The 26511-nt window shown below is 71.3% G+C and carries 18 protein-coding genes; 6 read left to right on the plus strand and 12 right to left on the minus strand.

From position 1 onward, the window contains the following. A partial coding sequence (locus JYK17_RS14775; protein ID WP_222810525.1) for a TerD family protein occupies positions 1-652 on the minus strand: 652 nt, incomplete at its 3' end. A gap of 158 nt (positions 653-810) precedes the next feature. After that, the gene (locus tag JYK17_RS14780; protein WP_108014025.1) at positions 811-1407 is read right to left on the minus strand and encodes a M48 metallopeptidase family protein; all 597 of its coding nucleotides are present in this window, start codon (positions 1405-1407) and stop codon (positions 811-813) included. Positions 1408-1745: 338 nt separating this feature from the next. Here JYK17_RS14780 and JYK17_RS14785 point away from each other — a divergent pair, with 338 nt between their 5' ends. Then, on the plus strand, positions 1746-2960 hold the full coding sequence (locus JYK17_RS14785) for a TOMM precursor leader peptide-binding protein (protein WP_222810563.1): 1215 nt from the start codon (positions 1746-1748) through the stop codon (positions 2958-2960). After that, positions 2953-4314 (plus strand): ABC1 kinase family protein, encoded by a 1362-nt coding sequence (locus JYK17_RS14790; RefSeq protein WP_108014024.1) that lies wholly within the window; start codon positions 2953-2955, stop codon positions 4312-4314. Before JYK17_RS14785 ends, JYK17_RS14790 begins: the two co-directional genes overlap by 8 nt. A gap of 111 nt (positions 4315-4425) precedes the next feature. Here the strand turns inward: JYK17_RS14790 and JYK17_RS14795 are convergent, their stop codons facing one another. From JYK17_RS14795 to JYK17_RS14810, 4 genes are all read right to left on the minus strand, one after another. Beyond that, positions 4426-4749: a putative WhiB-interacting protein gene (locus tag JYK17_RS14795; protein WP_108014023.1), complete on the minus strand. Its 324-nt coding sequence runs from the start codon at positions 4747-4749 to the stop codon at positions 4426-4428. After that, entirely contained in the window at positions 4746-5114 is a 369-nt protein-coding gene (locus JYK17_RS14800; RefSeq protein ID WP_108014022.1) for a WhiB family transcriptional regulator, read from the minus strand. The genes JYK17_RS14795 and JYK17_RS14800 overlap by 4 nt, the downstream gene beginning before the upstream one ends. A gap of 177 nt (positions 5115-5291) precedes the next feature. Beyond that, on the minus strand, positions 5292-5615 hold the full coding sequence (locus JYK17_RS14805; protein WP_108014021.1) for an RAD23 family protein: 324 nt from the start codon (positions 5613-5615) through the stop codon (positions 5292-5294). Positions 5616-5779: 164 nt separating this feature from the next. Next, the gene (locus JYK17_RS14810; RefSeq protein WP_181362553.1) at positions 5780-7987 is read right to left on the minus strand and encodes an ATP-dependent DNA helicase UvrD2; all 2208 of its coding nucleotides are present in this window, start codon (positions 7985-7987) and stop codon (positions 5780-5782) included. A 183-nt stretch (positions 7988-8170) separates the two neighbouring features. Here JYK17_RS14810 and JYK17_RS14815 point away from each other — a divergent pair, with 183 nt between their 5' ends. Next, a complete protein-coding gene (locus JYK17_RS14815; RefSeq protein ID WP_108014081.1) occupies positions 8171-8413 on the plus strand; it encodes a mycoredoxin in 243 nt (80 codons plus the stop codon). Between the two features lie 87 nt (positions 8414-8500). On the opposite strand, the gene nudC is transcribed toward JYK17_RS14815, so the two are convergent. The 5 genes from nudC to JYK17_RS14840 form a co-directional block, all read right to left on the minus strand. Further along, complete coding sequence (gene nudC / locus JYK17_RS14820) at positions 8501-9445, minus strand: NAD(+) diphosphatase (protein ID WP_108014020.1); 945 nt, start codon at positions 9443-9445, stop codon at positions 8501-8503. 156 nt (positions 9446-9601) lie between these two features. Further along, positions 9602-11014, minus strand: coding sequence for a dipeptidase (locus tag JYK17_RS14825; RefSeq protein ID WP_222810526.1), 1413 nt, complete (start codon positions 11012-11014; stop codon positions 9602-9604). A 10-nt stretch (positions 11015-11024) separates the two neighbouring features. Further along, entirely contained in the window at positions 11025-14714 is a 3690-nt protein-coding gene (locus JYK17_RS14830; protein ID WP_222810527.1) for an ATP-dependent helicase, read from the minus strand. A 100-nt stretch (positions 14715-14814) separates the two neighbouring features. Further along, positions 14815-18198, minus strand: coding sequence for an ATP-dependent helicase (locus JYK17_RS14835; RefSeq protein WP_222810528.1), 3384 nt, complete (start codon positions 18196-18198; stop codon positions 14815-14817). A 257-nt stretch (positions 18199-18455) separates the two neighbouring features. After that, positions 18456-18842 (minus strand): MGMT family protein, encoded by a 387-nt coding sequence (locus JYK17_RS14840; protein ID WP_108014017.1) that lies wholly within the window; start codon positions 18840-18842, stop codon positions 18456-18458. Between the two features lie 185 nt (positions 18843-19027). Between JYK17_RS14840 and JYK17_RS14845 the strand changes: the two genes are divergently transcribed. From JYK17_RS14845 to JYK17_RS14855, 3 genes are all read left to right on the plus strand, one after another. Continuing rightward, positions 19028-21826 (plus strand): lysylphosphatidylglycerol synthase transmembrane domain-containing protein, encoded by a 2799-nt coding sequence (locus tag JYK17_RS14845; RefSeq protein WP_181362552.1) that lies wholly within the window; start codon positions 19028-19030, stop codon positions 21824-21826. Positions 21827-21920: 94 nt separating this feature from the next. Further along, complete coding sequence (locus JYK17_RS14850; protein ID WP_222810529.1) at positions 21921-23474, plus strand: alpha/beta hydrolase; 1554 nt, start codon at positions 21921-21923, stop codon at positions 23472-23474. 137 nt (positions 23475-23611) lie between these two features. After that, on the plus strand, positions 23612-25168 hold the full coding sequence (locus JYK17_RS14855) for an alpha/beta hydrolase (RefSeq protein WP_222810530.1): 1557 nt from the start codon (positions 23612-23614) through the stop codon (positions 25166-25168). A gap of 137 nt (positions 25169-25305) precedes the next feature. Here JYK17_RS14855 and moeZ read toward each other — a convergent pair whose 3' ends face one another. Continuing rightward, positions 25306-26484 (minus strand): adenylyltransferase/sulfurtransferase MoeZ, encoded by a 1179-nt coding sequence (gene moeZ, locus JYK17_RS14860; RefSeq protein ID WP_108014013.1) that lies wholly within the window; start codon positions 26482-26484, stop codon positions 25306-25308. Positions 26485-26511 lie beyond the last annotated feature (27 nt).

A 26511-nucleotide genomic window follows, 5' to 3' on the forward strand; every position in this document is an offset into this window, starting at 1 on the left:
GGGCCGGAGCGGGCGCGGGAGCCGGCGCCGGAGCGGCCGGGGCGGCGAACGCGGGCGGGGCGAAGCCGGGGGTGGCGCCGGTCTGCTGCGGCTGCTGCGGAGCGGGGGCGGCGGGCTGCTCCTCCTCCATGACCTCGCCGCCGAAGTTCTTCAGCAGCGCCTCGAGGCCGCCGTCGAAGCCCTGTCCGACAGCGGCGAAGCGCCACACGTCCTTCAGGTAGAAGTCGCCCAGCATCACGGCTCGCTCGGTGGTGAACTCCGAGCCGTCGAAGGCGTACCGGGCCACCTCCTCGCCGCCCGCGACGATGCGGAGGTATCCGGGGGCGATCTGCGACATCTGCCCGGCGCCGTCGAGCGTCGCCGTGAACGACAGCTTCTGGATCTGCGCCGGGATCCTGTCGAGCGTGACCCGGAAGGACTGCGTGTCACCGGCCTGCTCGCCCAGGAGCTGAATGGACTCCTCGGGGGACTTCGGCTGGTTGAAGAAGACGAAGTAGCGGTCGTCCGAGAGCCGTTCGTCGGCGTCGAGACCGAAGCAGCTGATGTCGAAGGTCAGTCCGGGGCCGCTGATCTGCACACCTACGTACAGATCCGTGCCCGCGGTCAGGTCACTGATCTTGGCCTTGTGGCCGCGTTGGAATTCCCTGGCCATGCGTAACGACCGTCCCCCATCCCGAATGTGAGTGCGTCGCGCCAGGCTAACGGCAAACTCGGACACCGGAAGAAGTCGGTACAGACCCGGTACACAACCGCCGTCCCGGGGACGGTGCTCCCTGCCCGGGGGCCGCGCCCGCTCCTCGCGGGTGCCGCTCAGTCCTCGCGCGTGCCGGGCAGATGCGGCAGCCGTTCGGCGGCGACCACGCCTTCGAGATAGCCCCGGGCCCGTTCGGTGCGCGGAAAGGCCTCCAGGAGACGCCAGAAGCGGGGGCCGTGCCCGGGGACCAGCAGATGTGCCAGTTCGTGGACGAGCACGTAGTCGACGACGTACTCAGGCATGCCCTGCAGCCGGTGCGACAGGCGGATGCTGCCCTCGGAGGGGGTGCACGAGCCCCAGCGCGTGTTCTGGTTGGTGACCCAGCGCACCGAGGTGGGCCGGGCGCGTCCGTCGAAGTACTGCGCCGACAGCCGCTCGGCGCGCTCGGCCAGCTCGCCGTCGCCGAGGACCCGCTTGCTCTCCTGGGCGGCCAGCTTGTCGAGCATGACGCTCACCCAGCGCTGCTCCTCCGCCTCGGACATCCGGGCAGGGATGAGTACGACGGTGCGATCGCCCTCGCGGTACGCGGAGACCGTCCTGCGTCGACGGGCGCTCCTGCGGACCTCGATCGCGCTCGCCCCCGAGCCGCTCGGCGGCTGGCTCGTCGTACTGCGCTGTGGCGTTCTGGCGCTGTGCAGTGGGTCGGCGGGCACGCCCCGACGTTACCCGCTGCACATGGGGGAAGTCCCGACTCCGGGACGGTTCCGTGCCGATCGCCCACCAGGCGTTTGATTTGTACGACGAATCCTCGCTGCTTGTGGATAACTTTCGGTGGCTGTCGGCCGGTTTGGGCATGCTGGTTCCTGCCGGACGGAGCCATGACCGGGCCCGGCCGGCGAACGGGGATGTTCTGCGAAGGTTACGGGGGCTTGTGATGAACGCGATGGAAGCTACGGTTCCGCCTGCGCTGGATACGCCGACTGCGCCGGTTGCCGCGACGGATGCGGCTGTTCCGACGGCTCCGGTTGTCCCGACGGCTGCGGCTGCTCTGATCGCCCCTGCGGTGAAGCCCGCGCTGCGACGCGGATGGCGCGATCTCAACACGGTGCAGTTCGGGATGGCACCGGCGCATGCGCTGACGCTGGGGCCGGTGGACACGGCGACGGGCAGCTTCCTCGATCTGCTCAACGGCACCCGCGGACTGCCCCTCCTGCGCGAGGAGGGGTGCCGGATGGATCTGCCTGACGGACATGTCGACAGACTGGTGGAGCGGCTGGCACGGGCGGGTCTCCTGGACGACGTCAGGGGCGGAGGGCCGGACGCCGACGAACTGCGGGGCAAGAAGGAGGTCATGGCCCGGCTGCGCCCGGATCTCGCCTCCCTCTCCTTGCTCACCACCGAACCGGGCGACGCCATCGCGCGACTGGCCGCGCGCCGTTCGCTGCGCGTCCAGGTACGGGGCGCCGGCCGAGTGGGCACGGTGCTCGCCTCACTGCTGGCGGGCGCCGGGATCGGCGAGGTCGATGTGCGGGACATCGGCCGGGTCGAGGCGGGTGATGTGGCACCGGGCGGCCTGCCCGCCGAGTCCGTCGGCGACCGCAGGGAGGAAGCGGCCCGTCGGGCGGTACGCCGGGCCGCTCCGGACCGGCCGCCCCGCCATGTCCGCGCCGACCGGCTCTCGGCCGGCGAGCCCGGCTTCTCCCTGGTGATCCTGGCCCCGCGCGACGACGTCGCCGTGCACGCGCCCGCGCCGTCCACCGCGGAACCGCTCATCGCCTCGGGCACGCCGCATCTGTACGCCGGTGTCGTGGAGGCGACGGGCGTCGTCGGCCCCCTCGTCCTGCCCGGCGAGACCAGTTGCGCGGGCTGTCTGCACGAGGCGCGCACCGACCGGGATCCGGCCTGGCCCCGACTGGTCGCCCAGTGGCGCTCCGGCGGGCCACGCCCGGGGCGCGCCTGCGATGTGACACTTGCCACAACGGTCGCCGGGCTGGCGTCCGCGCACGCACTCTCCTTCCTGGACGGGCACCTCCCGACGAGCGCCGGCGCGCGCTGGGAGGTCTCGCTACCGGGTCTGACCTGGCACGCCCGGCCCGTCTGGGCACATCCCGCATGCCCCTGCGGAAGTGCGGAGAAAGGAAAGGGTGAACGCCCCTCAAAGGACGAGGAGCCACACGGGACAATGGAGGGGCAACGGTCGCCGAAGACGTTGTGCCGTAAGGCAGACGCGGCGCGGCCGGCAGGGACTTGGAGGGCGCATGTCTGATCTTCCGCGCAAGGCGGTCACCCGGACCGCCAAGCTCGCCGCGCTCCCGCTCGGCTTCGCCGGGCGGGCCACCTGGGGGCTCGGCAAGCGGATCGTCGGCGAGTCCGCGGAGATCGTCGGCCGCGAACTGCAACAGCGCACGGCGGAGCAGCTGTTCAAGGTGCTCGGTGAGCTCAAGGGCGGCGCCATGAAGTTCGGCCAGGCCCTGTCGGTCTTCGAGTCCGCGCTGCCCGAGGAGGTCGCCGGTCCCTACCGCGCGGCGCTGACGAAGCTGCAGGAGGCGGCGCCGCCGATGCCGACCAGCACCGTGCACCGGGTGCTGGGCGAGCGGCTGGGTGAGGACTGGGCCGACCTGTTCCTCGAGTTCGAGGACAAGCCCTCCGCCGCGGCCTCGATCGGGCAGGTGCACCGCGGGGTGTGGCACGACGGCCGCGAGGTGGCGGTCAAGGTCCAGTATCCGGGAGCCGGCGACGCCCTCCTGTCCGACCTGGGGCAATTGAGCCGATTCGCCCGCTTGTTGGGGCCGCTCATCCCCGGCATGGACATCAAGCCGCTGATCGCGGAGCTCAGGGACCGTGTCTCCGAGGAGCTGGACTACGCCCTGGAGGCCCAGGCCCAGCAGGCGCATGCCGAGGAGTTCGCGGACGACCCGGACGTCCTGGTGCCGGGCGTGGTCCACCAGTGCGACCAGGTGCTGATCACCGAGTGGATCGACGGCATACCGCTGTCGGAGGTCATCGCGGAGGGCACCCAGGAGCAGCGCGACCGGGCCGGTCAGCTCCTGGCCCGCTTCCTCTTCTCCGGGCCGGCCCGCACCGGCCTGCTGCACGCCGACCCGCACCCGGGCAACTTCCGCCTGCTGCCCGGCGGCCCGGACGACGAGGAGCAATGGCGCCTGGGCGTGCTGGACTTCGGCACGGTCGACCGCCTCCCGGGCGGCCTGCCGACCCCCATCGGCAGCTCTCTGCGGATGACTCTCGACGGCGAGGCGGAGGCCGTCTACGAACTGCTGTGCTCGGAGGGCTTCGTCAAGGACTCCATAGAACTGGATCCGAGCGCCGTCCTCGACTATCTCCTGCCGATCATCGAACCGGCCAAAGCCGACGAGTTCACCTTCACCCGCGGCTGGATGCGCAGCCAGGCGGCCCGCATCGCCGACCCCCGCTCCCCCGCGTACCAGCTGGGCAAGCAGCTGAATCTTCCGCCCGCCTATCTGCTGATTCACCGCGTCACCCTGAGCACGATCGGTGTGCTGTGCCAGTTGGGGGCGACGGTGCGGCTGCGTGAGGAGCTGGAGGAGTGGCTGCCGGGGTTCGTGGTGGAGGCGGACGAGGAGGAAGCCGTCGAGGCGTGACCACCACCGCCGTGCGAACGCACCGCGGGGGCCGGTCCGTTCGGACGGACCGGCCCCCGCAGGCAGCTGGCGCCTCCCGGTCGGGGAGGCCACCGCTTCAGGTGTCGTTGTCTACTGCATGACCGCCACGGCGAGCGCGCGGCGAGCACGCCGCGAGGCGCGCTCGGCTCGGCGCTGCATCCGGCGGGCGACCACCAGGCTCATGGCCCGGCGTTCCCGCTCGGCTTCATGCAGCCGGTCGTGCATATGCGCACGAGCCAGGGCTTCTGGGATGAGTTGCATCTCTCGGGTCCTGTTCTGGCGCGAGCCGGTCGCGCCGGTGGTGGTGAGGTCTTCGATCGCGGAGCCGGTGGGCTCGTTGGTGGACGGCTTCATCGGGGCCTGCTTCTTGGGGTCGTTCGTGAGGGGACGGTCGATCGTTCCTGTGATGTTCATGCCGTGACCGGGTTCTTGCGCGGGCGGCCACGCGGCCGCTTCCGGGCGACGACAACACCCTGGACGAACAGCTCGCCACCCCAGACGCCCCAGGGCTCACGCCGCTCCTTCGCGCCGGCGAGGCAGGCCTCGATCAGCGGGCAGGTGCGGCACAGGGACTTGGCGTACTCGACGTCGGCCGGCGACTCGGCGAAGAAGACCTCCGGGTCGTAGGAGCGGCACGGGACGGGTACACCGAGGTTCTCGATGGCGTCGTCGAGCGCGGTGAGCGCGGTGAGCGGGATCAAGGTGGAGTCCTCCGTGGAACCGGGCTTGGGGATCGTGTCTGAAGGCGGTACGGACGGGGCGTGCGCTTCGAGTTGCACGGTTCGTCTTCCTCGTCTGGTCGTTCCGGCCCTGTTGGACCGGTGGTCGGCTGGTACCGGGTTCTTTTTTTGTCCCGAGGCCCCTTCTCTCCGTCGCCCCCGGTGGTGGGGCAAACAGAAGGGCCGCGGATCCCGGATGGGGTTCCGCGGCCCTGAAGGCGCCGGCCTGATCAAAGATCAGGCTGGATCACTCCAGGGATCTGGCCCACGGAAGGCCCACATCAGGTGGTGCTGCGTCGTCTGCTTCCGGCTTCCGGCACCGGTCGCGGTAAAGGCATAGGCCTTCGCCTGTGCCACTACTGCTTCCAGTGCCTTGATCGGTCGCTCATTGCGCTCACGGACGGGAAGGCCCGCGAGAGACACGGGGGCGGACGCCGGACCGGCGGCAGGAATGCCGGACAGACCGGTGCCCTGGTTCGAGGCGCCGAGCATGCACAGGGAGACGATCGCGCGATCGGTCAGTTTGGCGGTGCTCACGGTGCTGTTGCTGATGCTGATCACTTCAATCGCCTCCTCTCGGCGTCTCGGGGGACTGGATGAACCAGTCCGACGGATATGCAAGTAGAACACGGAATCGGGGCCTCCGAGAAGGCCTCCGTCCCCGTGGACAAGAACCTATGGGGATCGCTGGGGCATGCGCAAACTATTTTTCCGACGAGTTTGAATCAGTCGTCTTCGTCCTCTTCTTCGGCCTCTTCCACGGGCTCGCGGCCGGCGCACAGGGCCAGGACCTCGGTGCCGTAGCGATTGAGCTTGCGCATGCCGACCCCGGGGATCCGTGCCAGTTCGCGCTCGTCGTCGGGAACGGACTCGGCGATGGCCATCAGGGTCTTGTCGGTGAAGACGCAGAAGGCGGGCTGCCCGCTGCGCTCCGCCTGGACCGCGCGCCACTCCCGCAGCCGCTCGTAGAGCCCCTCGTCCATGTCGGAGGGGCAGTCCTCGCAACGCATCAGTTTCATCTCGCCGGCGTCGGTGAGCGTGCGCCCGCACACCCGGCAGCGTGCCGGGGTGCGCTGCTTGCGCCGCGGCGCGGCCGCCGGTGCGCTGGTGAAACCGCGCTCGACTCCTCCTGCCCCTGCCACGGCGGCGCGGCCCGCCGTGCCGGTGGAGCCCGGACGCAGCCCGTCCAGGAACCGGCTGGGCCGGCGGTTGGGGCGGCCGCCCGGCGAGCGGGACAGCGACCAGGAGACGTAGAGGCGCTCCCGGGCCCGGGTGACGCCGACGTAGAGGAGGCGGCGCTCCTCCTCGATCTGTTCGTCGGTCTTCGCGTAGGTGATCGGCATCATGCCCTCGGCGACGCCGACCAGGAAGACGACGTCCCATTCGAGGCCCTTGGCCGAGTGCAGGGAGGCCAGGGTGACGCCCTGGACGGTGGGGGCGTGCTGTGCGTTGGCCCGCTCGTCGAGTTCGGCCACGAGGTCACCGAGTGTGGCGCCGGCTCTGGCAGCGGCGAAGTCGCGCGCGAGGTTCACGAGGGCGGCGAGGGATTCCCAGCGCTCTCTGACCGCGCCGGAGCCTGCCGGGGGCTGAGCCGTCCAGCCCTCCCCCGACAGCACGGCGCGGACCTGGGAGGGCAGGTCCACGACGTCGTCGAGCAGGGAGTCGTTGCCCCCGAAGCGGGCCGCGCCGCGCAGGGCGACGCTCGCCTTGCGCACCTCGGGGCGGTCGAAGAACCGCTCGGCGCCGCGCAGCTGGTAGGGGATTCCCGCGTCGGCCAGGGCCTGCTCGTAGGTCTCCGACTGGGCGTTCGTACGGAACAGGATGGCGATCTCGCTCGCCGGGACGCCCGACTCCATGAGTTCGCGGATGCGGCGGGCGGCGCCCTCGGCCTCCACGGGCTCGTCGGTGTACTCGGTGTAGGCGGGCTCGGGACCCGGCTCGCGCTGGGAGATCAGCTCCAGGCGGTGGTCCGCGGCGCGGCCCCGGGCCTGGGCGAGGAGGCCGTTGGCGAGGTGGACGACCTGGGGGGTGGAGCGGTAGTCCCGGACCAGTTTGACGACGGTGGCTCCGGGATGGCGGGTGCGGAAGTCGAGGAGGTGGTCGGGGGTTGCTCCGGTGAAGGAGTAGATCGTCTGGCTGGCGTCGCCCACCACGCACAGGCTGTCCCGCTCGCCGAGCCACAGCTCCAGCAGGCGCTGCTGGAGCGGGCTGACGTCCTGGTACTCGTCGACCACGAAGTGCTGGTACTGGGAGCGGACCTGCTCGGCGATGTCGTGCCGGTCCTGGAGGACGGCGACCGTCAGCAGCAGGACGTCCTCGAAGTCGATGACGGAGCGGTCCCGCTTGAGGTCCTCGTAGACGGAGTAGAGCTGGGCGATCTCGGCCGGGTCGCGGGGGGACTCACGGCCGGCCTTGGCGGCGGCCGGCGCGTAGTCGGCGGGGACGGTCTGGGTGACCTTGGACCATTCGATCTCGGCGGTGACGTCCCGCAGCTCGCCCCGGTCGAGGCGGATGCGGCAGGCGGCGGCCGCGTCCGCGACGAGCTGGATCTTGCGGTCGACGAGCCGTGGCATGGAGCCGCCGACCGCTTTCGGCCAGAAGTACTGCAGCTGGCGCAGGGCGGCCGAGTGGAAGGTGCGGGCCTGGACGCCTGCGGCGCCGAGCTGGCGCAGGCGTCCGCGCATCTCCCCGGCGGCGCGGTTGGTGAAGGTGACGGCCAGCACGCTGGAGGGCTGCAGGATGCCGGCCCGCACTCCGTAGGCGATGCGGTGGGTGATCGCCCGTGTCTTGCCCGTGCCGGCGCCCGCCAGCACGCACACCGGGCCGCGCAGGGCGGTGGCCACCTCGCGCTGCTCGGGGTCGAGCCCTTCGAGCACCGCGTCGGCCGAGTCCGGTACCCGCGGGAAGAGCGTGGAGTGCGTTGCTGCTGTCACACCGCCATGCTGCCAGGTCGCCGGAGACGAGTGCGGCGGTTGTCCACAGGCAGGCACCCGCAGTCGTACTAATGCGGCAGGCGTCACCTCGGGCCGGATACCACCCCGGGGAATGGTGGCGCATTCAAGTACGTTCCCTCTCTGCGAGCACCGATCCCCCAGCTGTTGAGGAGCGCGAGAGACATGTCGGGCACTGTGACGATGTACAGCACCACGTGGTGCGGCTACTGCCGCCGGCTGAAGAGCCAGATGGACCGCGAGGGCATCACGTACAACGAGATCAACATCGAGCAGGACCCGGAGTCGGCGGCGTTCGTCGAGAAGGCGAACGGCGGAAACCAGACAGTCCCGACCGTGCTCTTCCCCGACGGTTCGACGCTCACCAACCCGTCGCTGGCGCAGGTCAAGCAGAAGATCGGCGCGTAGACACCCCACGGCTTCGCCGGGAAGGCGGCTCCTGAGGCAACTCAGGGGCCGCCTTCTCGCGGTTCGGCCGCCCGGCCGCTCCGCCGCTCAGACGAAGCTCCTCGTCGGCAGTGGCTTGCCGTACCACATCTCGATCAGGCGGGCCGCGATGGAGATGCCGTAGGGGGGCAGCACCTCGCCGGACTCGAAGGCCGCGCCCAGTTCGTCGCGGGAGAAGAAGCGGGCCTCGTGGATCTCGTCGCCGTCGACGTTGATGTCGGTCGAGGTGGCGTGGGCCATGAAGCCGAGCATCAGGCTGGACGGGAAGGGCCAGGGCTGGCTGGCGATGTACTCCACGTCGCCGACGACGATGCCCGCCTCCTCGAAGACCTCGCGGCGCACCGACTGCTCGATGGACTCTCCCGGTTCGACGAACCCGGCGAGCGTCGAGAAGCGGCCCTCGGGCCAGTGCACCTGGCGCCCGAGCAGGATGCGGTCCTGGTCGTCGGTGACGGCCATGATCACGGCGGGGTCGGTGCGCGGGTAGTGCTCGGCGCCGCAGGCGGGGCAGCGGCGAATGTGGCCGGCCGCGGCGATCACCGTGCGCTCGCCGCAGCGGGAGCAGAAGCGGTGGGTGCGCTGCCAGTTCTCCAGGCCGACCGCGTGCACCATCAGGCCCGCGTCGCGGGGCGACAGCAGCAGGCCCGCCTCGCGCAGACCCGCCGGGCGGGCGGACTGGTCGATACGGCCGGGCAGGGCGTCCTTCTGGAGGGCGAAGTAGCTGACGCCGTCCTCGTCGGTGCCCAGGAAGTAGCGGTGCGCCTCGGTCAGAGGGGCCTCGAAGGAAGGGGTCATGACGAGTTCGGTACGGCCGTCGGGCGTCTCGTCGATGAGGACCTGGCCGCCGGAGACCACGAAGCAGCGGGTCGAGGGGTGGCTCCAGGCCGCCGCGAGCCAGGCCTCGTCGAGGCGGTGGTGGGCGGCGCGGTCGATTCCGCTAGGGGCGGTGAGCGAGATGGGGCGATCGGCGGTGTGGTCGGTCCTGGTGGTCACGGGTGCTTCCAACTCCCCCGGTGGAACGGATTGTTTCGGCAGGTGGTTCGGCGGGACGTGGGGCAGGGGGCGGCCGGATCCGGCGGGGCCGGGCGGTGCGGGGCGGTCCTTCCAGTGTGCTCCGCGCGCGGTGCCGCTCCGGACAACGCGGAGGCTTCAGGGCGCATGGCGCCAGGTCTCGGCGAGATCCCCCCACAGGTGTGCGCTGGTCTCGGCGCCCTTGAGGAGGAGATCGAGCTCGACCTTCTCGTTCGGAGCGTGCCAGCCGTCGGACGGGACGGAGATACCCAGGAACAGCACGGGTGCGCCGAGGACCTCCTGAAGGTCGGCGGCGGGTCCGGATCCGCCCTCTCGCGTGTAACGGATCTTCTGGTCGAAGGCGCGGCCCATGGCCCGGACCACGGACTGCAGGGCCGGGTGGTCCAGCGGCGTCAGGCACGGGCGCGTGGCCGGGGCGAACGTGATCTCGCACCGGATACCGGCGGGCACCTGTTCGGTGGCCCACGCGCGGACAGCCTTCTCGATGTGGCCGGGGTCCTGGCCCGCGACCAGCCGGAAGGAGAGCTTCACCATCGCCGACGACGGGATGATCGTCTTGCTGCCGGGGCCCTGGTAGCCGCCGCCGATGCCGTTCACCTCGGCCGTGGGGCGGGCCCAGATGCGCTCCAGGGTGGTGTGCCCGGCCTCGCCGTGGGTGGCGTACGACTTGGCGGTGCGCAGCCACTGCTTTTCGTCGAAGGGCAGCTCGGCGAGGAGTTCGCGCTCGCTGTCGGTGAGTTCGACGATGCCGTCGTAGAAGCCGGGGACCGCCACGCGTGCGTGCTCGTCGTGCAGGGCGGCGACGAGGCGGGCGGCGGCGGTGGCCGGGTTCGGGACGGCGCCGCCGAAGGAGCCGGAGTGGATGTCCTGGTCGGGGCCTTGGAAGTGGATCATGCACTCGGCGAGGCCGCGCATGCCGGTGCACACCGTGGGGGTGTCCTCGGACCACATACCGGTGTCGGAGACGATGACGACGTCGGCGGCCAGCCGCTGCGCGTGCCGCTCGACGAGGGCGCGGAAGTGCAGGGAGCCGGACTCCTCCTCGCCCTCGATCAGCAGCTTCAGGTGGACGGCGGGAGCGGTGCGGCCGGTGGCGGCGAGATGGGCACGGACGCCGAGTGTGTGGAAGAACACCTGGCCCTTGTCGTCGGCCGCCCCGCGCGCGTGGAGACGGTTCTCCCGGACGACGGGCTCGAAGGGGTCGCTGTCCCAGCCGTCCTCCCGGGCGGCGGGCTGCACGTCGTGGTGGCCGTAGACGAGGACGGTGGGTGCCTCGGGGTCGGTGCAGGGCCATTCGGCGAAGACGGCCGGGGCGCCCGGGGTCTCCCAGACCTCCGTGGTCGTGAAGCCGGTCTCCCGGAGCTTGACGGCGAGCCATTCCGCGCTGCGGCGCACGTCGGGCGCGTGATCGGGCTGGGCCGACACGGACGGAATGCGCAGCCACTCGGCGAGGTCGTCGAGGAAGGCGGCGCGATGCTGTGCGAGGTACGTACGGACGGCGCTGACGGCACTGTCAACGGGCTGGCTCATGGTCACGAGCCTATCGGCCCGCACCGACATCGTCGTTGGGCGGTTCCTCACAGTTTGCCGTCGCGGCAGGCTCCCCCAGCAGCAGCCGTTCCAGTGCGGCCCGGTCCGGCAGGCCCTGCGGTCGTACGACCTCACCCGTGCGTACGTAGAGGAACGCCGCGTTGACGGACTCCAGGGGAACGCCCTGCTGCTCGGCCCAGGCGAGCCGGTACAGGGCGAGCTGGAGGGGGTCGCCGGAGCGGGTGCGACCGGTCTTCCAGTCGACGATCTCGTACGTCGTCCCCTTGCCGTCGGCGCTCTCCCTGTAGACGGCGTCGATACGGCCCCGGATCACGCGTCCGGCGATGGCGAGCTGGAAGGGCGCCTCCACACGGTGGGGCGTGCGGTGCGCGTACTCGGTCCGCTCGAAGGCCTCCTTGAGTGCTTCCAGGTCGCGCTCGTCGGCGATCTCGGCATCGGTGCCGGGCAACTCCTCCGGCTCCAGCACGGGCAGGGTCAGCTCTTCGAAGCGCGCTTCGACCCAGGCGTGGAAGCGGGTGCCCCGGCGGGCGGCGGGCTGCGGCGGGCGGGGCATGGGCCGCGCGAGTTCCTGTGCAAAACCGTCCGGGTCGGCGGCCAGGCGCAGCACCTGGGACGCGGTGAGCGACGCGGGCAGGGGGACTTCCGTGACGGCCTCCCGCGCGCGCAGGAGCTCACCGGTGAGGGCGTCCAGGTCGCGGTCCCAGGAGGCGAGGGTGCGGGCCTCCTCAGGGGTGAGGCGGACCTCCTGCGCGGTGAGGCGGGCGGGCTCGCGAGGCGGGCGGTGCGGGTACGCGCGCGTGCCGCCACGCGGATCGGGGGCCTCCGGGGGCGGTGTCCCGGAAGCGTCAGGGGACGATGCCTGGTGCGGGACGGTGGGGCGGGTTGTGGACCAAGAGTCCCAACCGGACGGGGCTTCGCCCGTGGAGGGGAGTTCGTCGTCCGTGAAGGGGGGCTTTTCGCCCGGCGGCTCGCCCTCGTACGGCGGTTCGTCGCCGTACAGCGCTTCCTCGTCGTACGGGAGATCGTCCTCGAACGGTGGTTCGCCCTCGTAGGGTGGCTCGTTCTCGTAGGGCGGCTCGTTCTCGTACGGCAGCTCCTCGTCGTCCGGTGGCGCCGGCCAGTCCGGGTCGTCGTGGCTGTCGGGGTCGTGCGTGGCCGTGGGGTGGCCGTCCTCGTGGAGGGCGAGTTCCTCCAGGTGGGCGAGGACCGTCTCGGCGGCCGCGCGGCGCCGGGCGAGGGACGTCTCGTCCAGGGGCAGGGGCCAGGCCTGCTCGGCGCTCGCCGTGTGCAGGGCCGGATTCTCCTCGTCCTCGGCGGGCTCGTCCGCCCACGCCTCGATCTCGCCGTGCCCGGCCTCGCAGTGCTCGTACAGGGCCTGGAGGAAGTCGGAGGGGCCGCGCGGTTTCTTCTGCGTGGGGCCCCACCAGTGGCCCGAGCCCAGGAGCAGTGAGCGGGGGCGGGTGAAGGTGACGTAGCCAAGGCGGAGTTCCTCGGTGTGCTGGTGCTCCTTCATCGCCTCCTGGAAGGCCTTCAGGCCCCGGGAGTCCCAGGAATCGACGTCGGGCAGGGTGGCGGCGTCGCCGCGCAGCTCGTGCGGCAGCACCTTGCCCTGGGAGGTCCATCTCTCGCGGCCCTGGGTGCTGGGGAAGGTGCCGGTGACCAGTCCGGGGACGGCCACGACGTCCCACTCCAGGCCCTTGGACTTGTGCGCGGTGAGGACCTTGACGGTGTTCTCGCCGCCGGGGAGGGCGTTGTCGAGGCCCTTCTCGTACTGGGCGGCGGTGCGCAGGAAGGCCAGAAAGGCGAGCAGGGTGGCCTCTTGGTCGCCGGCGGCGAACGAGGCGGCGATGTCCAGGAAGTTGGAGAGGGTCTCGCGACGGCGTGCGGCCAGGGCGTGCGGGGACGCGGACAGTTCCACCTCCAGGCCGGTCACGGCGAGGACGCGGTGCAGTACGTCCATCAGCGGGTCGGACAACGACCGGCGCAGATCGCGCAGTTCGGCGGCCAGGCGAGCGAAGCGCACGCGCGCGTCCGGCGAGAAGGGCAGTCCGTCGTCCTCCCGGTCGGCGTCGAGCGGCATCTCCAGGAAGGTGTCGAGGGCGTCCGCGAGCGAGGTCACCTCCGAGGGGTCGATCCCCTCGACGGCCTCGGCGAGCCGGCGGTCCCGGTCGTCGTCGTCCACGCGCGCGTGGCTGACGAGGAGGCGCGCGCGGCGTCCCAGGAGGGCGAGGTCGCGCGGGCCGATGCGCCAGCGCGGGCCGGTCAGCAGCCGGACCAGGGAGGCGTTGGCGCCGGGGTCCTGCAACACCTCGCAGACGGCGACCAGGTCGGCGATCTCGGGCAGGTGCAGCAGCCCGGACAGTCCGACCACCTCGACGGGTACGTCCCGGGCGACGAGCGCGCCCTGGATCTCGGCGAAGTCGGTCGCCGTGCGGCACAGGACGGCGATCTCACCGGGCGCCTTCCCGGTGTTCACCAGGTGGGAGACGGAGTCGGCGAGCCACTCGATCTCCTCGGCGTGGGTGGCCAGCAGCGCGCAGCGCACCGTGCCGTCGCGCTCGGCGCCGGGCGCGGGCCGCAGGGCCTCCACGCCCGCGTGCATGGCGCGCAGCGGCTCCGCGAGGCCGTTGGCCAGGTCGAGGAGGCGGCCGCCGCTGCGGCGGTTCTCGCTGAGCGCCTGCCGGGTGGCGGGGCGGCCGTCGGGGTGGGCGAAGTGCTCGGGGAAGTCGTCCAGGTTGGCGACGGAGGCGCCGCGCCAGCCGTAGATGGCCTGGCAGGGGTCGCCGACGGCGGTGACCGGGTGGCCGGTGCCGCCCCCGAACAGGCCTGCAAGGAGGATGCGTTGGGCCACCGAGGTGTCCTGGTACTCGTCGAGGAGGACCACGCGGAACTCGTCGCGCAGGGTGCGGCCGACCTCGGTGATCTGCGCGAGCTGCGCGGACAGGGCGATCTGGTCGCCGAAGTCGAGCAGGTCGCGCTCGCGTTTCGCGGCTCGGTAGCGGACCACGAGGTCGGCGAGTTCGCGGCGCGCCGCGGCCGCTTTGGGCACCTGTCGCAGGGCGTCGTTGCTGAGTCTGACGCCCTCGAGGGTGCGCAGCAGCTCGGAGTCGTACGCGCGCACCTCTGCCGGTGCCACGAGGTGTTCGGAGAGTTCGGCGTCGAGCGTGAGCAGGTCGCTGACGAGGTCCGCGAAGGAGCGGGTGAGTCCCGGGTAGGGGCCCGGCGCCTCGCGCAGCACGCGCGCGGCGAGCTGGTAGCGGGTGGCGTCGGCGAGCAGTCGCGCGGTGGGTTCGAGGCCGATGCGCAGTCCGTGGTCGGTCAGGAGGCGGCCCGCGAAGGCGTGGTAGGTGGAGATCACGGGCTCGCCCGGCGGGTTGTCCGGGTCGATGACGTCGGGGTCGGTGACGCCCGCCTTGATGAGCGCCTTGCGGACGCGCTCGGCGAGTTCGCCCGCCGCCTTGTTGGTGAAGGTGAGTCCGAGGACCTGTTCCGGAGCGACCTGTCCGGTGCCGACCAGCCACACCACGCGTGCCGCCATCACGGTCGTCTTGCCGGACCCGGCTCCGGCCACGATCACCTGCGGGGCGGGCGGCGCGATGATGCAGGCCGTCTGCTCCGGGGTGAACGGGATCCCGAGGAGCTCCTTGAGCTGATCGGGATCGGTGATACGTGGCGGCACGTCAGAGAGGCTAGCGGCGGCCACTGACAGTGGAGGCCGCATCGGCCCGCGGTCGGCGAGAAGTGCAGGTCAGCACGCGTGGTGTGATGGATCACCCTCGTCACTCCACGATGTGGCGTCCTTCGGGCCGGGCGCTGCAGGACGCCTGGAACGCGCAGTGCGCGCAGTGCTGTCCGGCGGTCGGCGTGAAGCGTTCGTCGAGCACCTTGCCGGCGGCGGTGGCGAGCAGTTCGCCGACCCACTCCCCCTCCAGCGGCTCCTGCGCCTGCACCTTGGGGAGCGTCTCGCCGCCGTCGCGCACGGCGGCGCCCTGGCGCAGCTGGACCAGTTCGGCGCCCCCGGCCTCGGGGCGCTGCCCGTCGAAGGCGTCGTCGACGGCACCCTCCCGGACGGCGAGCTGGTAGACGGCGAGCTGGGGATGGCGCTCCATCTCGCGCGCGGTGGGCGCCTGTTTGCCTGTCTTGAAGTCGACGACGTAGGCGCGCCCCTCGCCGTCCGCCTCGACGCGGTCCATGGAACCGCGGATGCGCACCTCGTAGTCGCCCGCTTCGAGAGTGACGTCGAAGCCGTGCTCGCTGGCGACGGGCGTGCGGCCCGCGCGGTCCATGACGTGCCACTTCAGGAAGCGTTCGAGCGCCACGCGCGCGTTGTCCTTCTCCTGCGCCGACTTCCACGGCGCGTCGAAGGCGAGCGCGTTCCACACGGAGTCGAGGCGTTCCATGAGGACGTCGAGGTCGGCGGGGGTGTGCCCGGAGGCGACCTCGTCGGCGAGGACGTGCACCACGTTGCCGAAGCCCTGGGCGGTGGTCGCGGGTGCGTCGGCCTTCACCTCGCGGCCCAGGAACCACTGCAGGGTGCAGGTGTTGGCGAGCTGGTCCAGGGCGCTGCCGGAGAGCACGACGGGCTGGTCGCGGTCGCGCAGCGGCACCTTGCTCTCGGTCGGCTCGAACATGCCCCACCAGCGGTAGGGGTGGGCCGAGGGGACGAGCGGGCGGCCGTCCTCGTCGGCGAGCGCGGCGAGCCGTGCCAGCCGCTGGGCGGCGGACTGCCTGAGGGTGTCCGAGACGCGCGGGTCGACCGTCGTGGCCCGCAGCTCGGCGACGAGCGCGGCGACGGACAGCGGGCGGCGGGGGCGGCCCGTGACGTCCTTGGGCTCGACGCCGAGCTCGGTGAGGAAGCGGGAGGGCTGGTCGCCGTCGTCCGCGGGGGCCTTCACCGCGGTGACGACGAGACGTTCACGCGCGCGCGTGGCGGCCACGTAGAACAGCCGGCGCTCCTCCGCCAGCAGCGCACCCGGGGTGAGCGGTTCGGCGAGTCCGTCCCGGCCGATGCGGTCGGCCTCCAGGAGCGAGCCGCGGCGGCGCAGGTCGGGCCACAGCCCCTCCTGCACTCCGGCGACGACGACCACGCGCCATTCCAGGCCCTTGGAACGGTGCGCGGTCATCAGGCGTACGGCGTCGGGTCGTACCGCACGCCGGGTGAGGGTGTCGGCGGCGATGTCCTCGGCCTCGATCTCCTCCAGGAAGTTGAGCGCGCCGCGGCCGCCGGTGCGCTCCTCCGCGCGCGTGGCGGTCGCGAACAGGGCGCACACGGCGTCCAGGTCACGGTCGGCGTTGCGTCCCGCCGCTCCGCCGCGGCGCGCGGACCGCTCCAGGCGGACCGGCCACGGTGTGCCCTCCCACAGGTCCCACAGCGCCTCTTCGGCCGTGCCGCCACGGGCCAGGCGTTCCCTGGCCTTGCGCAGCAGCGCGCCGAGCCGCTGGGCGCCACGCGCGTACGCGGGGTCGTGGACGGCGAGTCGCTCCGGTTCGGCCAGCGCCCGCGCGAGCAGCTCGTCCGAGGGCGGCGGCAGGGCGTTCCCCGCGGCCCGCTCCTCGTCGCGCAGGGCCCGCCCCAGACGGCGCAGATCGGCGGCGTCCATGCCGCCGAGGGGTGAGGCGAGCAGGGTGAGGGCGGTTTCGGTGTCGAGCCACGGGGTGGGCGGTGTTTCCGGCTCTACGGGCGGCGCCTCTTCCGCAGGGGGTTCCTCTTCCGCAGGGGGAGCCTCGGACTGCTCCGCCTCCGCAGCGGCCACCCCCTCGGAACGCTCCGCCTCCGCAGCCGCCACCGCCCGCAGCGCCGTGAGCAGTGGTGCCACCGCCGGCTCGTGGCGCAGGGGTAGGTCGTCGCCGTCTATGTCCAGGGGGACGCCTGCGGCGGTGAGGGCGCGGCGGACCGTCGGGATGGTGCGGGACCCGGCGCGCACCAGCACCGCCATCTCACGCCACGGAATCCCGTCCTCCAGGTGGGCCCGGCGGAGGATGTCGGCGATGTTGTCCAGCTCCGTACCGGGTGTCGGGTACGTGTACACCTCGACGCGTCCGCCGTCGCGCACCGGGGCGAGCGTGCGGTGCGCGCGCACCTTTTCGGCGGGGAGGCGGGTGAGCGGCATGCGCTGGGTGACCAGCCGGGTCGCGGCGAGCAGCGCGGCACCGGAGCGGCGTGAGGTGCGCAGGACCTCCACGGGCGCCGGGCGGCCGTCCGCGCGCGGGAAGGTGTCCGGGAACTCGAGGATGCCGTTGACGTCCGCACCGCGGAAGGCGTAGATCGACTGGTCGGGGTCGCCGAAGGCGACAAGGGTGCGGCCGCCGCCGGCGAGCGCGTGCAGCAGCCGTACCTGGGCGGCGTCCGTGTCCTGGTACTCGTCCACGAAGACGGCGTCGTACTGCGCTGCCAGTTGCCCGGCCACCTCGGGGCGGCGGGCGAGGAGGACGGCCCTGTGGACCAGTTCGGCGTAGTCGAGCACGCCCTGCAGGTCGAGCACGTCGAGGTACTCGGCGAGGAAGGCGGCCGCGGCGCGCCAGTCGGGGCGGCCGATGCGGCGGGCGAAGGCGTCCAGGGAGCCGGGGCCGAGGCCCAGTTCGCGGCTGCGGGCGAGGACGGCGCGGACCTCGTCGGCGAAGCCGCGGGTGGTGAGACAGGCGCGCAGTTCGTCGGGCCAGCGCACATGCGCGAGGCCCAGCCGCTCCAGGTCGGCCTGGCCCGCGAGCAGTTCGCGGACCGTCACGTCCTGCTCGGGGCCGGACAGCAGCCGCAGCGGCTCCACGAACAGGTCGCTGTCCTGGTGGGCGCGGACCAGGGCGTAGCAGAACGAGTGGAAGGTGGTGGCCCGGGGCGCGTGGGCCGCCCCGATGCGCAGGGCCATGCGGTCGCGCAGTTCGACGGCGGCCTTGCGGCTGAACGTCAGCACCAGGATGCGTTCGGGGTCGCCGCCGCGGGCGACGTGCGCGGCCACGGACTCCACGAGCGTGGTGGTCTTGCCGGTGCCCGGACCTGCGAGGACGAGCAGCGGGCCGCCCTCGTGGTCAACCACGGAGCGCTGTGACGCGTCAAGACGAGGGGGATCCTGTCGGGTCGGCGGAGTACGCACCAGACGGTAAGCGCCACGGTTCCCCTGCCGCACCTGGGGGTGCGGCAGGCGCCTGGTGGAGGAAGAGGAGCTCACGTGGTTCGCCGGTCCTGGTGGTTGCGCTGGTTGTCGGACCACAGTGCGTGGAGGACGGTGGTCAGGGGGTGAGGGGGACTGATGCAGCCGACGCTACGCCGACGGCAGCTGCGGAAGTCGGTCTTCCGCTTCTTCCCTCTCGGCACTCGCGACCCGCAGGCCCCTCGCCCCACGAACGTACGGCATGCCACAAACGTGCCTCTGTTCCCCCGTACGGATCACGGGTCACACGCGGACCTGCCACATGGCGGAAGCTGTCAGGTGTGACCCTCCGCGCGTCCGCCGCCGTCCCACCGCGCCCGTCTCATGTCGAGGCGCGGCAGGTGGCCCTCGGCGGCCCTGCTCGCCTCCTTGAGGGGCGTGCCCTCGACGCGGTAGCGGTCGAGCGCCCGCAGTTCGTGGCCGGGGAGCAGGACGCCGTCCGAACGTACGACGCGCCACCACGGGACGGCTCCGCCGTAGAGGGCCATCACCCGGCCGACCTGACGCGGGCCGCCCTCCTGCAGCCATTCGGCGACATCCCCGTACGTCATCACGCGCCCGGGCGGAATCAGTTCGGCGACCTCCAGGACCCGCTCCGCGTACTCCGGCAGCGCGTCGGAGTGTTCCGGACGGTCGTCGTGCGGCAGGCTCTCCTCGCTCATCCGGTTCATCCTGCCCCATGCCACCGACAGTGCGACGGGCCGGTGACTATGCGTGACCCTCGCCCCAGGGCGGCACTTCCGGCAGACTGTGCGCCCCGCACGTGCACCCTGATACCCCCGCGTGTCGGTGGGGCATGCCACCATCATGCGGGCGGTGACCGTTGATACGAGATCAAGAAGAGACGATGAAGCAGCAGGGTGCGCACCCAGAGGACGCGGAGAGCACCTCTGACGCTTCGTCGCGCCCGGGCAGCGCCACCGGCTCCGGAACGGACGCCGGGACCACCGCCCCGGACGGCAAGCAGACCGCTCCGGACGGCAGGTCAGCCGGCTCGAAGAGCGCGGGCAGGAACGAGGACCCGTACCTCGACGAGGCCCACATCGACGAGGTGGAGGGCGACGAACCGCTGCTCCCCGCGCGCGTGCACCGCCCGTCCGACCTGATGCGCCTCATGGTGGGCGTACTGGCCGTCGCCGTCCTGCTCGCCATCGCCGCGTTCGCGCACGGCACCACCTCGGGGCTCGAACAGGACATCAACAAGGGCACCGGACAGGCGCCCGACCTGCTCATCAAGATCGCCGGCCTGGCCTCCAGCATCGCGATCCTGCTCGTGCCGGTCGCCTTCGCGATCGAGCGGCTGATCAAGCGCGACGGGCTGCGCATCGCCGACGGCGTGCTCGCGGCGGTCCTCGCCCACGGAGTGACACTCGCCACCGACCTGTGGGTCGCCAAGGCCGCCCCGGACTCCATCCAGGAGGCGCTCACCCAGCCCTCCCCCGGCGACATCCACGCCCTGACCGACCCGGTGCACGGCTATCTCGCGCCGGTCATCGCGTACATGACCGCGGTCGGCATGTCCCGCCGGCCGCGCTGGCGCGCGGTGCTGTGGATCGTGCTGCTCCTCGACGCCTTCTCGATGCTCGTCACCGGCTACACCACGCCGTTCTCGATCATCCTGACGGTGCTGATCGGCTGGACCGTGGCCTACGGCACGCTGTACGCGGTCGGCTCGCCCAACGTCCGCCCCACGGGACGCACGCTGATGGCGGGCCTGCGGCACGTCGGATTCCGTCCGGTGACCGCCGCGCGCGAGGAAGTGCCGGAGACGCCCGAGACCGGCGACCGCGGCCGGCGGTACTTCGTCACCCTGGAGGACGGTCCGCCCCTGGATGTGACGGTGGTCGACCGCGAGCAGCAGGCACAGGGCTTCTTCTACCGCGCGTGGCGCAATCTGACGCTGCGCGGCTTCGCCACGCGCAGCAGCCTGCAGTCACTGCGTCAGGCGCTGGAGCAGGAAGCGCTGCTCGCCTACGCGGCGATCGCGGCCGGCGCCAACGCACCCAAGCTGATCGCGACCTCGGAACTCGGCCCCGACGCCGTGATGCTCATCTACGAGCACACCGGCGGGCGCACCCTCGACACGCTGGCGGACGACGAGATCACCGACGAGCTGCTGCACGACGCCTGGCACCAGGTACGGGCCCTGCAGTCGCGGCGCATCGCGCACCGCAGGCTGGTGGGCGACGCGATCCTGGTGGATCGTTCCGGCACGGTGATCCTGACCGATCTGCGCGTCGGCGAGATCGCGGCCGGCGACCTGCTGCTGCGCATGGACGTCTCGCAGCTCCTGGTCACGCTCGGCCTGCGGGTGGGCGCCGAGCGCGCGGTGGCCTCCGCGGTGGGCGTGCTCGGTCCTGACGCCGTGGCCGACTGCCTGCCGATGCTGCAGCCCATCGCGCTCAGCCGCACCTCGCGCTCGACCCTGCGCAGACTGGCCCGCGAGCGCGCCGAACGCGAGCGCGAGGCGGTCCTGGACGCCTCGCGGCAGCTCAAGCAGGCCCGGCTGGACGAGTCACCGGACGACGGCACCCCCGTATCCGACAAGCCCGACAAGAAGGCCGTACGGGCTGAGCAGCGGGCCGAGCAACGCGCCGAGAAGCGGGCCCTCGACGAAGCCCTGGACGAGGCGCGCGAGGACGATCTGCTCACCCAGATCCGTCACCAGGTGCTGCTCATCAGGCCGCAGGCGCCGGTCGAGCCCGCCCGCCTGGAACGGGTGCGGCCGCGCACGCTGATCAGCTTCATCGCGGGCGCCTTCGGTGCCTACTTCCTGCTGACGCAGCTCACCCACATCGAGTTCGGCCCCCTGATCTCGAACGCGAAGTGGGGCTGGGTCCTTGCGGGCGTGGCGTTCTCGGCGGCCAGCTACTTCGCCGCCGCCATGGCGCTGCTGGGGTTCGTGCCCGAGCGGGTGCCGTTCGTGCGGGCCGTGGCCGCGCAGGTCGCCGGGTCGTTCGTCAAGATCGTCGCCCCGGCCGCGGTGGGCGGTGTCGCGCTCAACACGCGTTTCCTCCAGCGCTCGGGCGTGCGCCCGGGGCTCGCGGTGGCGAGCGTCGGCGCCTCACAGCTGTTCGGGCTCGGCTGCCACATCGTGATGCTGCTGTCGTTCGGCTATCTGACGGGCACCGAGAAGACCCCGTCGCTCTCGCCGTCCCGGACGGTCATCGCGGGTCTGCTCACCGTGGCGGTGCTCGTCCTGGTGGTCACCTCGGTGCCGTTCCTGCGCAAGTTCGTCGTCACGCGCGTGCGGTCGCTGTTCGCCGGTGTCGTGCCGCGCATGCTGGACGTGCTGCAGCGGCCGCAGAAGCTCGTCAGCGGCATCGGCGGCACCCTGCTGCTGACCGCCTGCTTCGTGATGTGCCTGGACGCCTCGATCCGCGCCTTCGGCAGCCAGGGGACCACGCTCAGCATCGCCAGCGTCGCCGTCGTCTTCCTCGCCGGCAACGCGCTCGGATCCGCGGCCCCGACCCCGGGCGGCGTGGGCGCGGTGGAGGCGACCCTGACGGTCGGTCTGATCGCGGTGGGCCTGCCCAAGGAGGTCGCGGCCCCCGCCGTCCTGCTGTTCCGGCTGCTGACCCTGTGGCTGCCGGTGCTGCCGGGCTGGCTGGCCTTCAACCACCTCTCCCGCAAGGGCTCGCTCTAGTACGACGGTTTTCTGGTACGGCGGCTGTACGCGCGCGTACCTCGTACGGCCCGTGTCCCGAGCATCCCGCCCCGCACGGCCGCAGGATGGAGGCATGCCGAACCCTTCCCGTCCGCGCGCCGCTGCCGTGACCGCCGCCGTCGTGCTCCTGTCCTCCGTGCTGGCCGGCTGCAGCGATGACTCCGGCAGCAACAACTCCGGGAATCTGTCGACCCAGAAGCTGGACTGGAAGGACTGCCCCGCGCCGTCGGCCGCGGAGGGCGGCGGGGGCGCGCCCTCGCCACTGCCGAAGCACGGCACCTGGCAGTGCGCCACCATGAAGGCGCCCCTCGACTGGAACAAGCCCAAGGGCGACACCATCGGCATCGCGCTGATCCGGGCCAGGACGAGCGGCCCGCAGAACAAGCGCATCGGCTCGCTCGTCTTCAACTTCGGCGGGCCGGGCGGCTCGGGCGTCACCACGCTGCCCTCCTTCGGCGAGGACTACGCGACCCTGCGCACCCGCTACGACCTGGTCAGCTTCGACCCCCGCGGGGTCGGCCGCAGCGCCCCCGTGAAGTGCGAGAGCGACCAGGAACTCGACGCGTACTTCCAGCAGGACGCGACCCCGGACAACGCACGTGAACAGACCGAGTACCTGGACAACACCAAGGACTTCAACGCGGCCTGCGAGAAGAACTCCAAGAAGGTGCTGCCGCATGTGCGCACCACCGACGCGGCCCGTGACATGGATCTGATGCGGCAGGTCCTCGGCGACCACAAGCTGTACTACTTCGGCATCTCGTACGGCACCGAACTCGGCGGCGTCTACGCCCACCTGTTCCCGAAGAAGGTGGGCCGCGCCGTCTTCGACGCGGTCGTCGACCCGACGCAGAACTCCGAGCAGAGCTCGCTCGGACAGGCCGAGGGCTTCCAGCTCGCGCTCGACAACTTCGCCGAGGACTGCACGTCCAAGACCACGGACTGCCCCATCGGCGACACGGCGCAGGACGTGAAAACCCGTATCGCCACGCTGCTCAAGAACCTCGACAGCGAGCCGATCACCGGCATCTTCCCCCGCCGGCTGACACAGACCGCCGCGACCAACGGCATCGCGCAGGCGCTGTACTCGAAGGACTTCTGGCAGTACCTCACCGAGGGCCTGGAGCAGGCCTACCAGGGCGACGGAAGGATTCTTCTGTCGCTGTCCGACTCGCTGAACGGGCGCAGCGAGAACGGCGAGTACAGCAACATCTCCGCCGCCAACATCGCCATCAACTGCGCCGACGACAAGCCGCGTTACAGCCCCGGCTTCGTGCAGCAGAAACTGCCCGAGTTCCGGTCCGCCTCACCGCTGTTCGGCGACTTCCTGGCCTGGGGCATGGTCAGCTGCACCGACTGGGCCGTGGCGGGGTCCGGCGACCACCCCGACGTGAGCGCGCCGGGCTCCGCCCCGATCCTCGTCGTGGGCAACACCGGCGACCCGGCCACACCGTACGAGGGCGCGAAGAAGATGGTGGACGCGCTGGGCCCGGGCGTCGGGGTCGAGCTGACGTACAAGGGTCAGGGGCACGGTTCGTACGACAGCAAGAACAAGTGCGTGCAGGGTGCGGTGAACGGCTATCTGCTCGACGGGAGGGTGCCGAAGGCAGGGACCGTCTGTTCCTGAGACCCGAGCCAGATGACCGTCAAAACAGCAGGTCAGAGCGTTATCCACAGGCTCCGGCAGGCGCGGCTTGATCCGCCTACTATGGCCTGACCGCCATCCGCGGCACGATGCGGAGGGCCTGTGAGGGGGGAAAGCACATGGCACGACTCGTACGGTGGACGGCTCTGGGCGCCGCCGCCGCGCTCCTGGTGGGCGGCTGCAGCAGCGGTTCGTCCTCCGGCGACGGCAAGGACGGTGACCGCACGAGCGCGCCCGCTGCGTCGCCGTCCCGCTCCTCCGGCACGACGGCCGCGCTGCCCTCCTCACTGACCGGGCAGAAGCTCGCCTGGGGAGCCTGCAAGGCCACCGCCGACTCCCCCGCGCCGGGCAACGACTGGCAGTGCGCGACGCTCAAGGCGCCACTGGACTGGTCGAAGCCCGGGGGCGAGACCATCGGCCTGGCGCTGATTCGAGCCAAGTCCAACGGGGACAAGCGCACCGGCTCGCTCCTGTTCAACTTCGGCGGCCCCGGCGGCTCGGGCGTCTCCATGATGCCGACGTACGCCTCCACGGTCTCCAAACTGCGCGAGCAGTACGACCTGGTGAGCTGGGACCCGCGCGGGGTCGCCGCCAGCGAGGGTGTGCGCTGCCGCAGCGACAAGGACATCCAGGCAGCCGAGGACGTGGACGCCACCCCGGACACCCCGGCCGAGGAGAAGGCGTACTTCCAGGACTCCGCCGACTTCGGCAAGGGCTGCGAGAAGGCCGCGGGAAAGCTGCTGGCGCATGTGTCGACGACCGACACCGCCCGCGACATGGACCTGATGCGCCAGGTCCTGGGCGACAAGAAGATGCACTACTTCGGCATCTCGTACGGCACGGAACTCGGCGGTGTCTACGCCCACTTGTTCCCGAAGAACGTGGGGCGGCTGATCCTCGACGCGGTCGTCGACCCGAGCGCCGACACCGTGGGGCACGCGGAGAACCAGACCAAGGGCTTCCAGCGCGCCCTGGACGACTACCTCAAGTCGACCGGCCAGGACCCCAAGCAGGGCTCCCGGAAGATCGCGGACCTGGTCCGGCGACTCGACTCGAAGCCGCTGCCCACCTCGTCCGGCCGCAAGCTCACGCAGACGCTCGCCCTCACCGGCATCGTCCTGCCTCTGTACAGCAAGGCCGGCTGGCCGACCCTGACCAGCGCCCTTGACGCGGCCGAGCAGGGCGACGGTTCCGAGCTGCTGACGCTCGCCGACGGCTACAACGAACGCGACACCTCGGGGCACTACGGCACGACGACCCACTCCCAGCGGGTCATATCGTGCCTGGACGACAAGGAGCGGCCGACCGCCGAGGAGACGAAGAAGAGGCTGCCGGCGTTCGAGAAGATCTCACCCGTGTTCGGCGACTTCCTCGGCTGGGACACGGCCGGCTGGTGCCACGACTGGCCGGTGGCCGGGCAGTCCGACACCCCGGAGGTGAGTGCGCCGGGTGCCGCTCCGATTCTCGTGGTCGGCAACACCGGCGACCCTGCGACGCCGTACGAGGGCGCCCGCAAGATGGTCGACGAACTGGGCAAGGGCGTCGGCGTGGAACTCACCTGGAAGGGCGAGGGGCACGGTGCGTACGGAAGCGGGAGCGACTGCGTCGACTCGACGGTGAACGCCTATCTGCTGGACGGGACCGTGCCGAAGGACGGCAAGGTCTGCGCTTCCTAGCCGCGGCGGCGGACTTCGGGACCCGGACAGCGGAAAGGGGCCCGGCACCAGTGGTGCCGAGCCCCTCCCGGGAAGGCGTGCGCCGTGTGGACCGGCGTGAACTGCTGAACGGGTGCGGCCTGCTGGGCCTGTGCGGCCTAGTAGACCGGCTTGTGCGGCTCGATCTGGTTGACCCAGCCGATGACACCGCCGCCGACGTGCACGGCGTCGGAGAAGCCCGCGGACTTCAGGACCGCGAGAACCTCCGCACTGCGGACACCCGTCTTGCAGTGCAGGACGATCTTCTTGTCCTGCGGGAGGCTCTCCAGGGCGGTGCCCATGAGGAACTCGTTCTTCGGGATCAGCTTGGCGCCCGGGATGTTGACGATCTCGTACTCGTTGATCTCACGGACGTCGATGATCTCGATGTTCTCGCCGTCGTCGATCCACTCCTTGAGCTGCTTGGGAGTGATCGTCGAGCCGGCGGCCGCCTCCTGGGCCTCCTCGGAGACGACGCCGCAGAAGGCCTCGTAGTCGATGAGCTCGGTGACGGTCGGGTTCTCGCCGCAGACCGCGCAGTCGGGGTCCTTTCGGACCTTGACCTGGCGGTACTGCATCTCCAGGGCGTCGTAGATCATCAGGCGGCCGACCAGCGGCTCGCCGATGCCCGCGAGGAGCTTGATGGCCTCGTTGACCTGGATGGAGCCGATGGACGCGCACAGCACGCCGAGGACGCCGCCCTCGGCGCAGGAGGGGACCATGCCCGGGGGCGGGGGCTCCGGGTACAGGCAGCGGTAGCAGGGACCGTGCTCGGACCAGAAGACGGAGGCCTGGCCGTCGAAGCGGTAGATCGAGCCCCACACGTACGGCTTGTTCAGCAGTACGCAGGCGTCGTTGACCAGGTAGCGGGTCGCGAAGTTGTCCGTGCCGTCGACGATCAGGTCGTACTGGCTGAAGATCTCCATCACGTTGTCGGCCTCGAGCCGCTCCTCGTGAAGGATCACGTTCACGTACGGGTTGATGCCCTTGACGGAGTCACGGGCGGACTCGGCCTTGGAGCGGCCGATGTCGGACTGGCTGTGGATGATCTGACGCTGCAGGTTCGACTCGTCGACCTCGTCGAACTCGACGATGCCGAGGGTGCCCACGCCCGCGGCGGCCAGGTACATCAGTGCCGGCGAGCCCAGGCCGCCGGCGCCCACACAGAGCACCTTGGCGTTCTTCAGCCGCTTCTGCCCGTCCATCCCGACGTCGGGGATGATCAGGTGGCGGGAGTACCTGCGGACCTCGTCTACGGTGAGCTCGGCAGCCGGCTCGACCAGGGGTGGCAGCGACACGGGGACTCCGTTGGTCGGTCAATCACT

The sequence above is a fragment of the Streptomyces plumbidurans genome (assembly GCF_019857225.1).
In the GTDB taxonomy this organism is placed as follows: Bacteria; Actinomycetota; Actinomycetes; order Streptomycetales; family Streptomycetaceae; genus Streptomyces; species Streptomyces plumbidurans.

Bases quoted from the DNA above. Each gene is read 5' to 3' on its own strand.
- JYK17_RS14790 (WP_108014024.1), top strand. From the start codon at position 2,953: ATGTCTGATCTTCCGCGCAAGGCGGTCACCCGGACCGCCAAGCTCGCC.
- JYK17_RS14795 (WP_108014023.1), bottom strand. From the start codon at position 4,749: ATGAACATCACAGGAACGATCGACCGTCCCCTCACGAACGACCCCAAG.
- JYK17_RS14815 (WP_108014081.1), top strand. From the start codon at position 8,171: ATGTCGGGCACTGTGACGATGTACAGCACCACGTGGTGCGGCTACTGC.
- JYK17_RS14825 (WP_222810526.1), bottom strand. From the start codon at position 11,014: ATGAGCCAGCCCGTTGACAGTGCCGTCAGCGCCGTCCGTACGTACCTC.
- JYK17_RS14840 (WP_108014017.1), bottom strand. From the start codon at position 18,842: ATGAGCGAGGAGAGCCTGCCGCACGACGACCGTCCGGAACACTCCGAC.
- JYK17_RS14845 (WP_181362552.1), top strand. From the start codon at position 19,028: ATGAAGCAGCAGGGTGCGCACCCAGAGGACGCGGAGAGCACCTCTGAC.
- JYK17_RS14850 (WP_222810529.1), top strand. From the start codon at position 21,921: ATGCCGAACCCTTCCCGTCCGCGCGCCGCTGCCGTGACCGCCGCCGTC.
- JYK17_RS14855 (WP_222810530.1), top strand. From the start codon at position 23,612: ATGGCACGACTCGTACGGTGGACGGCTCTGGGCGCCGCCGCCGCGCTC.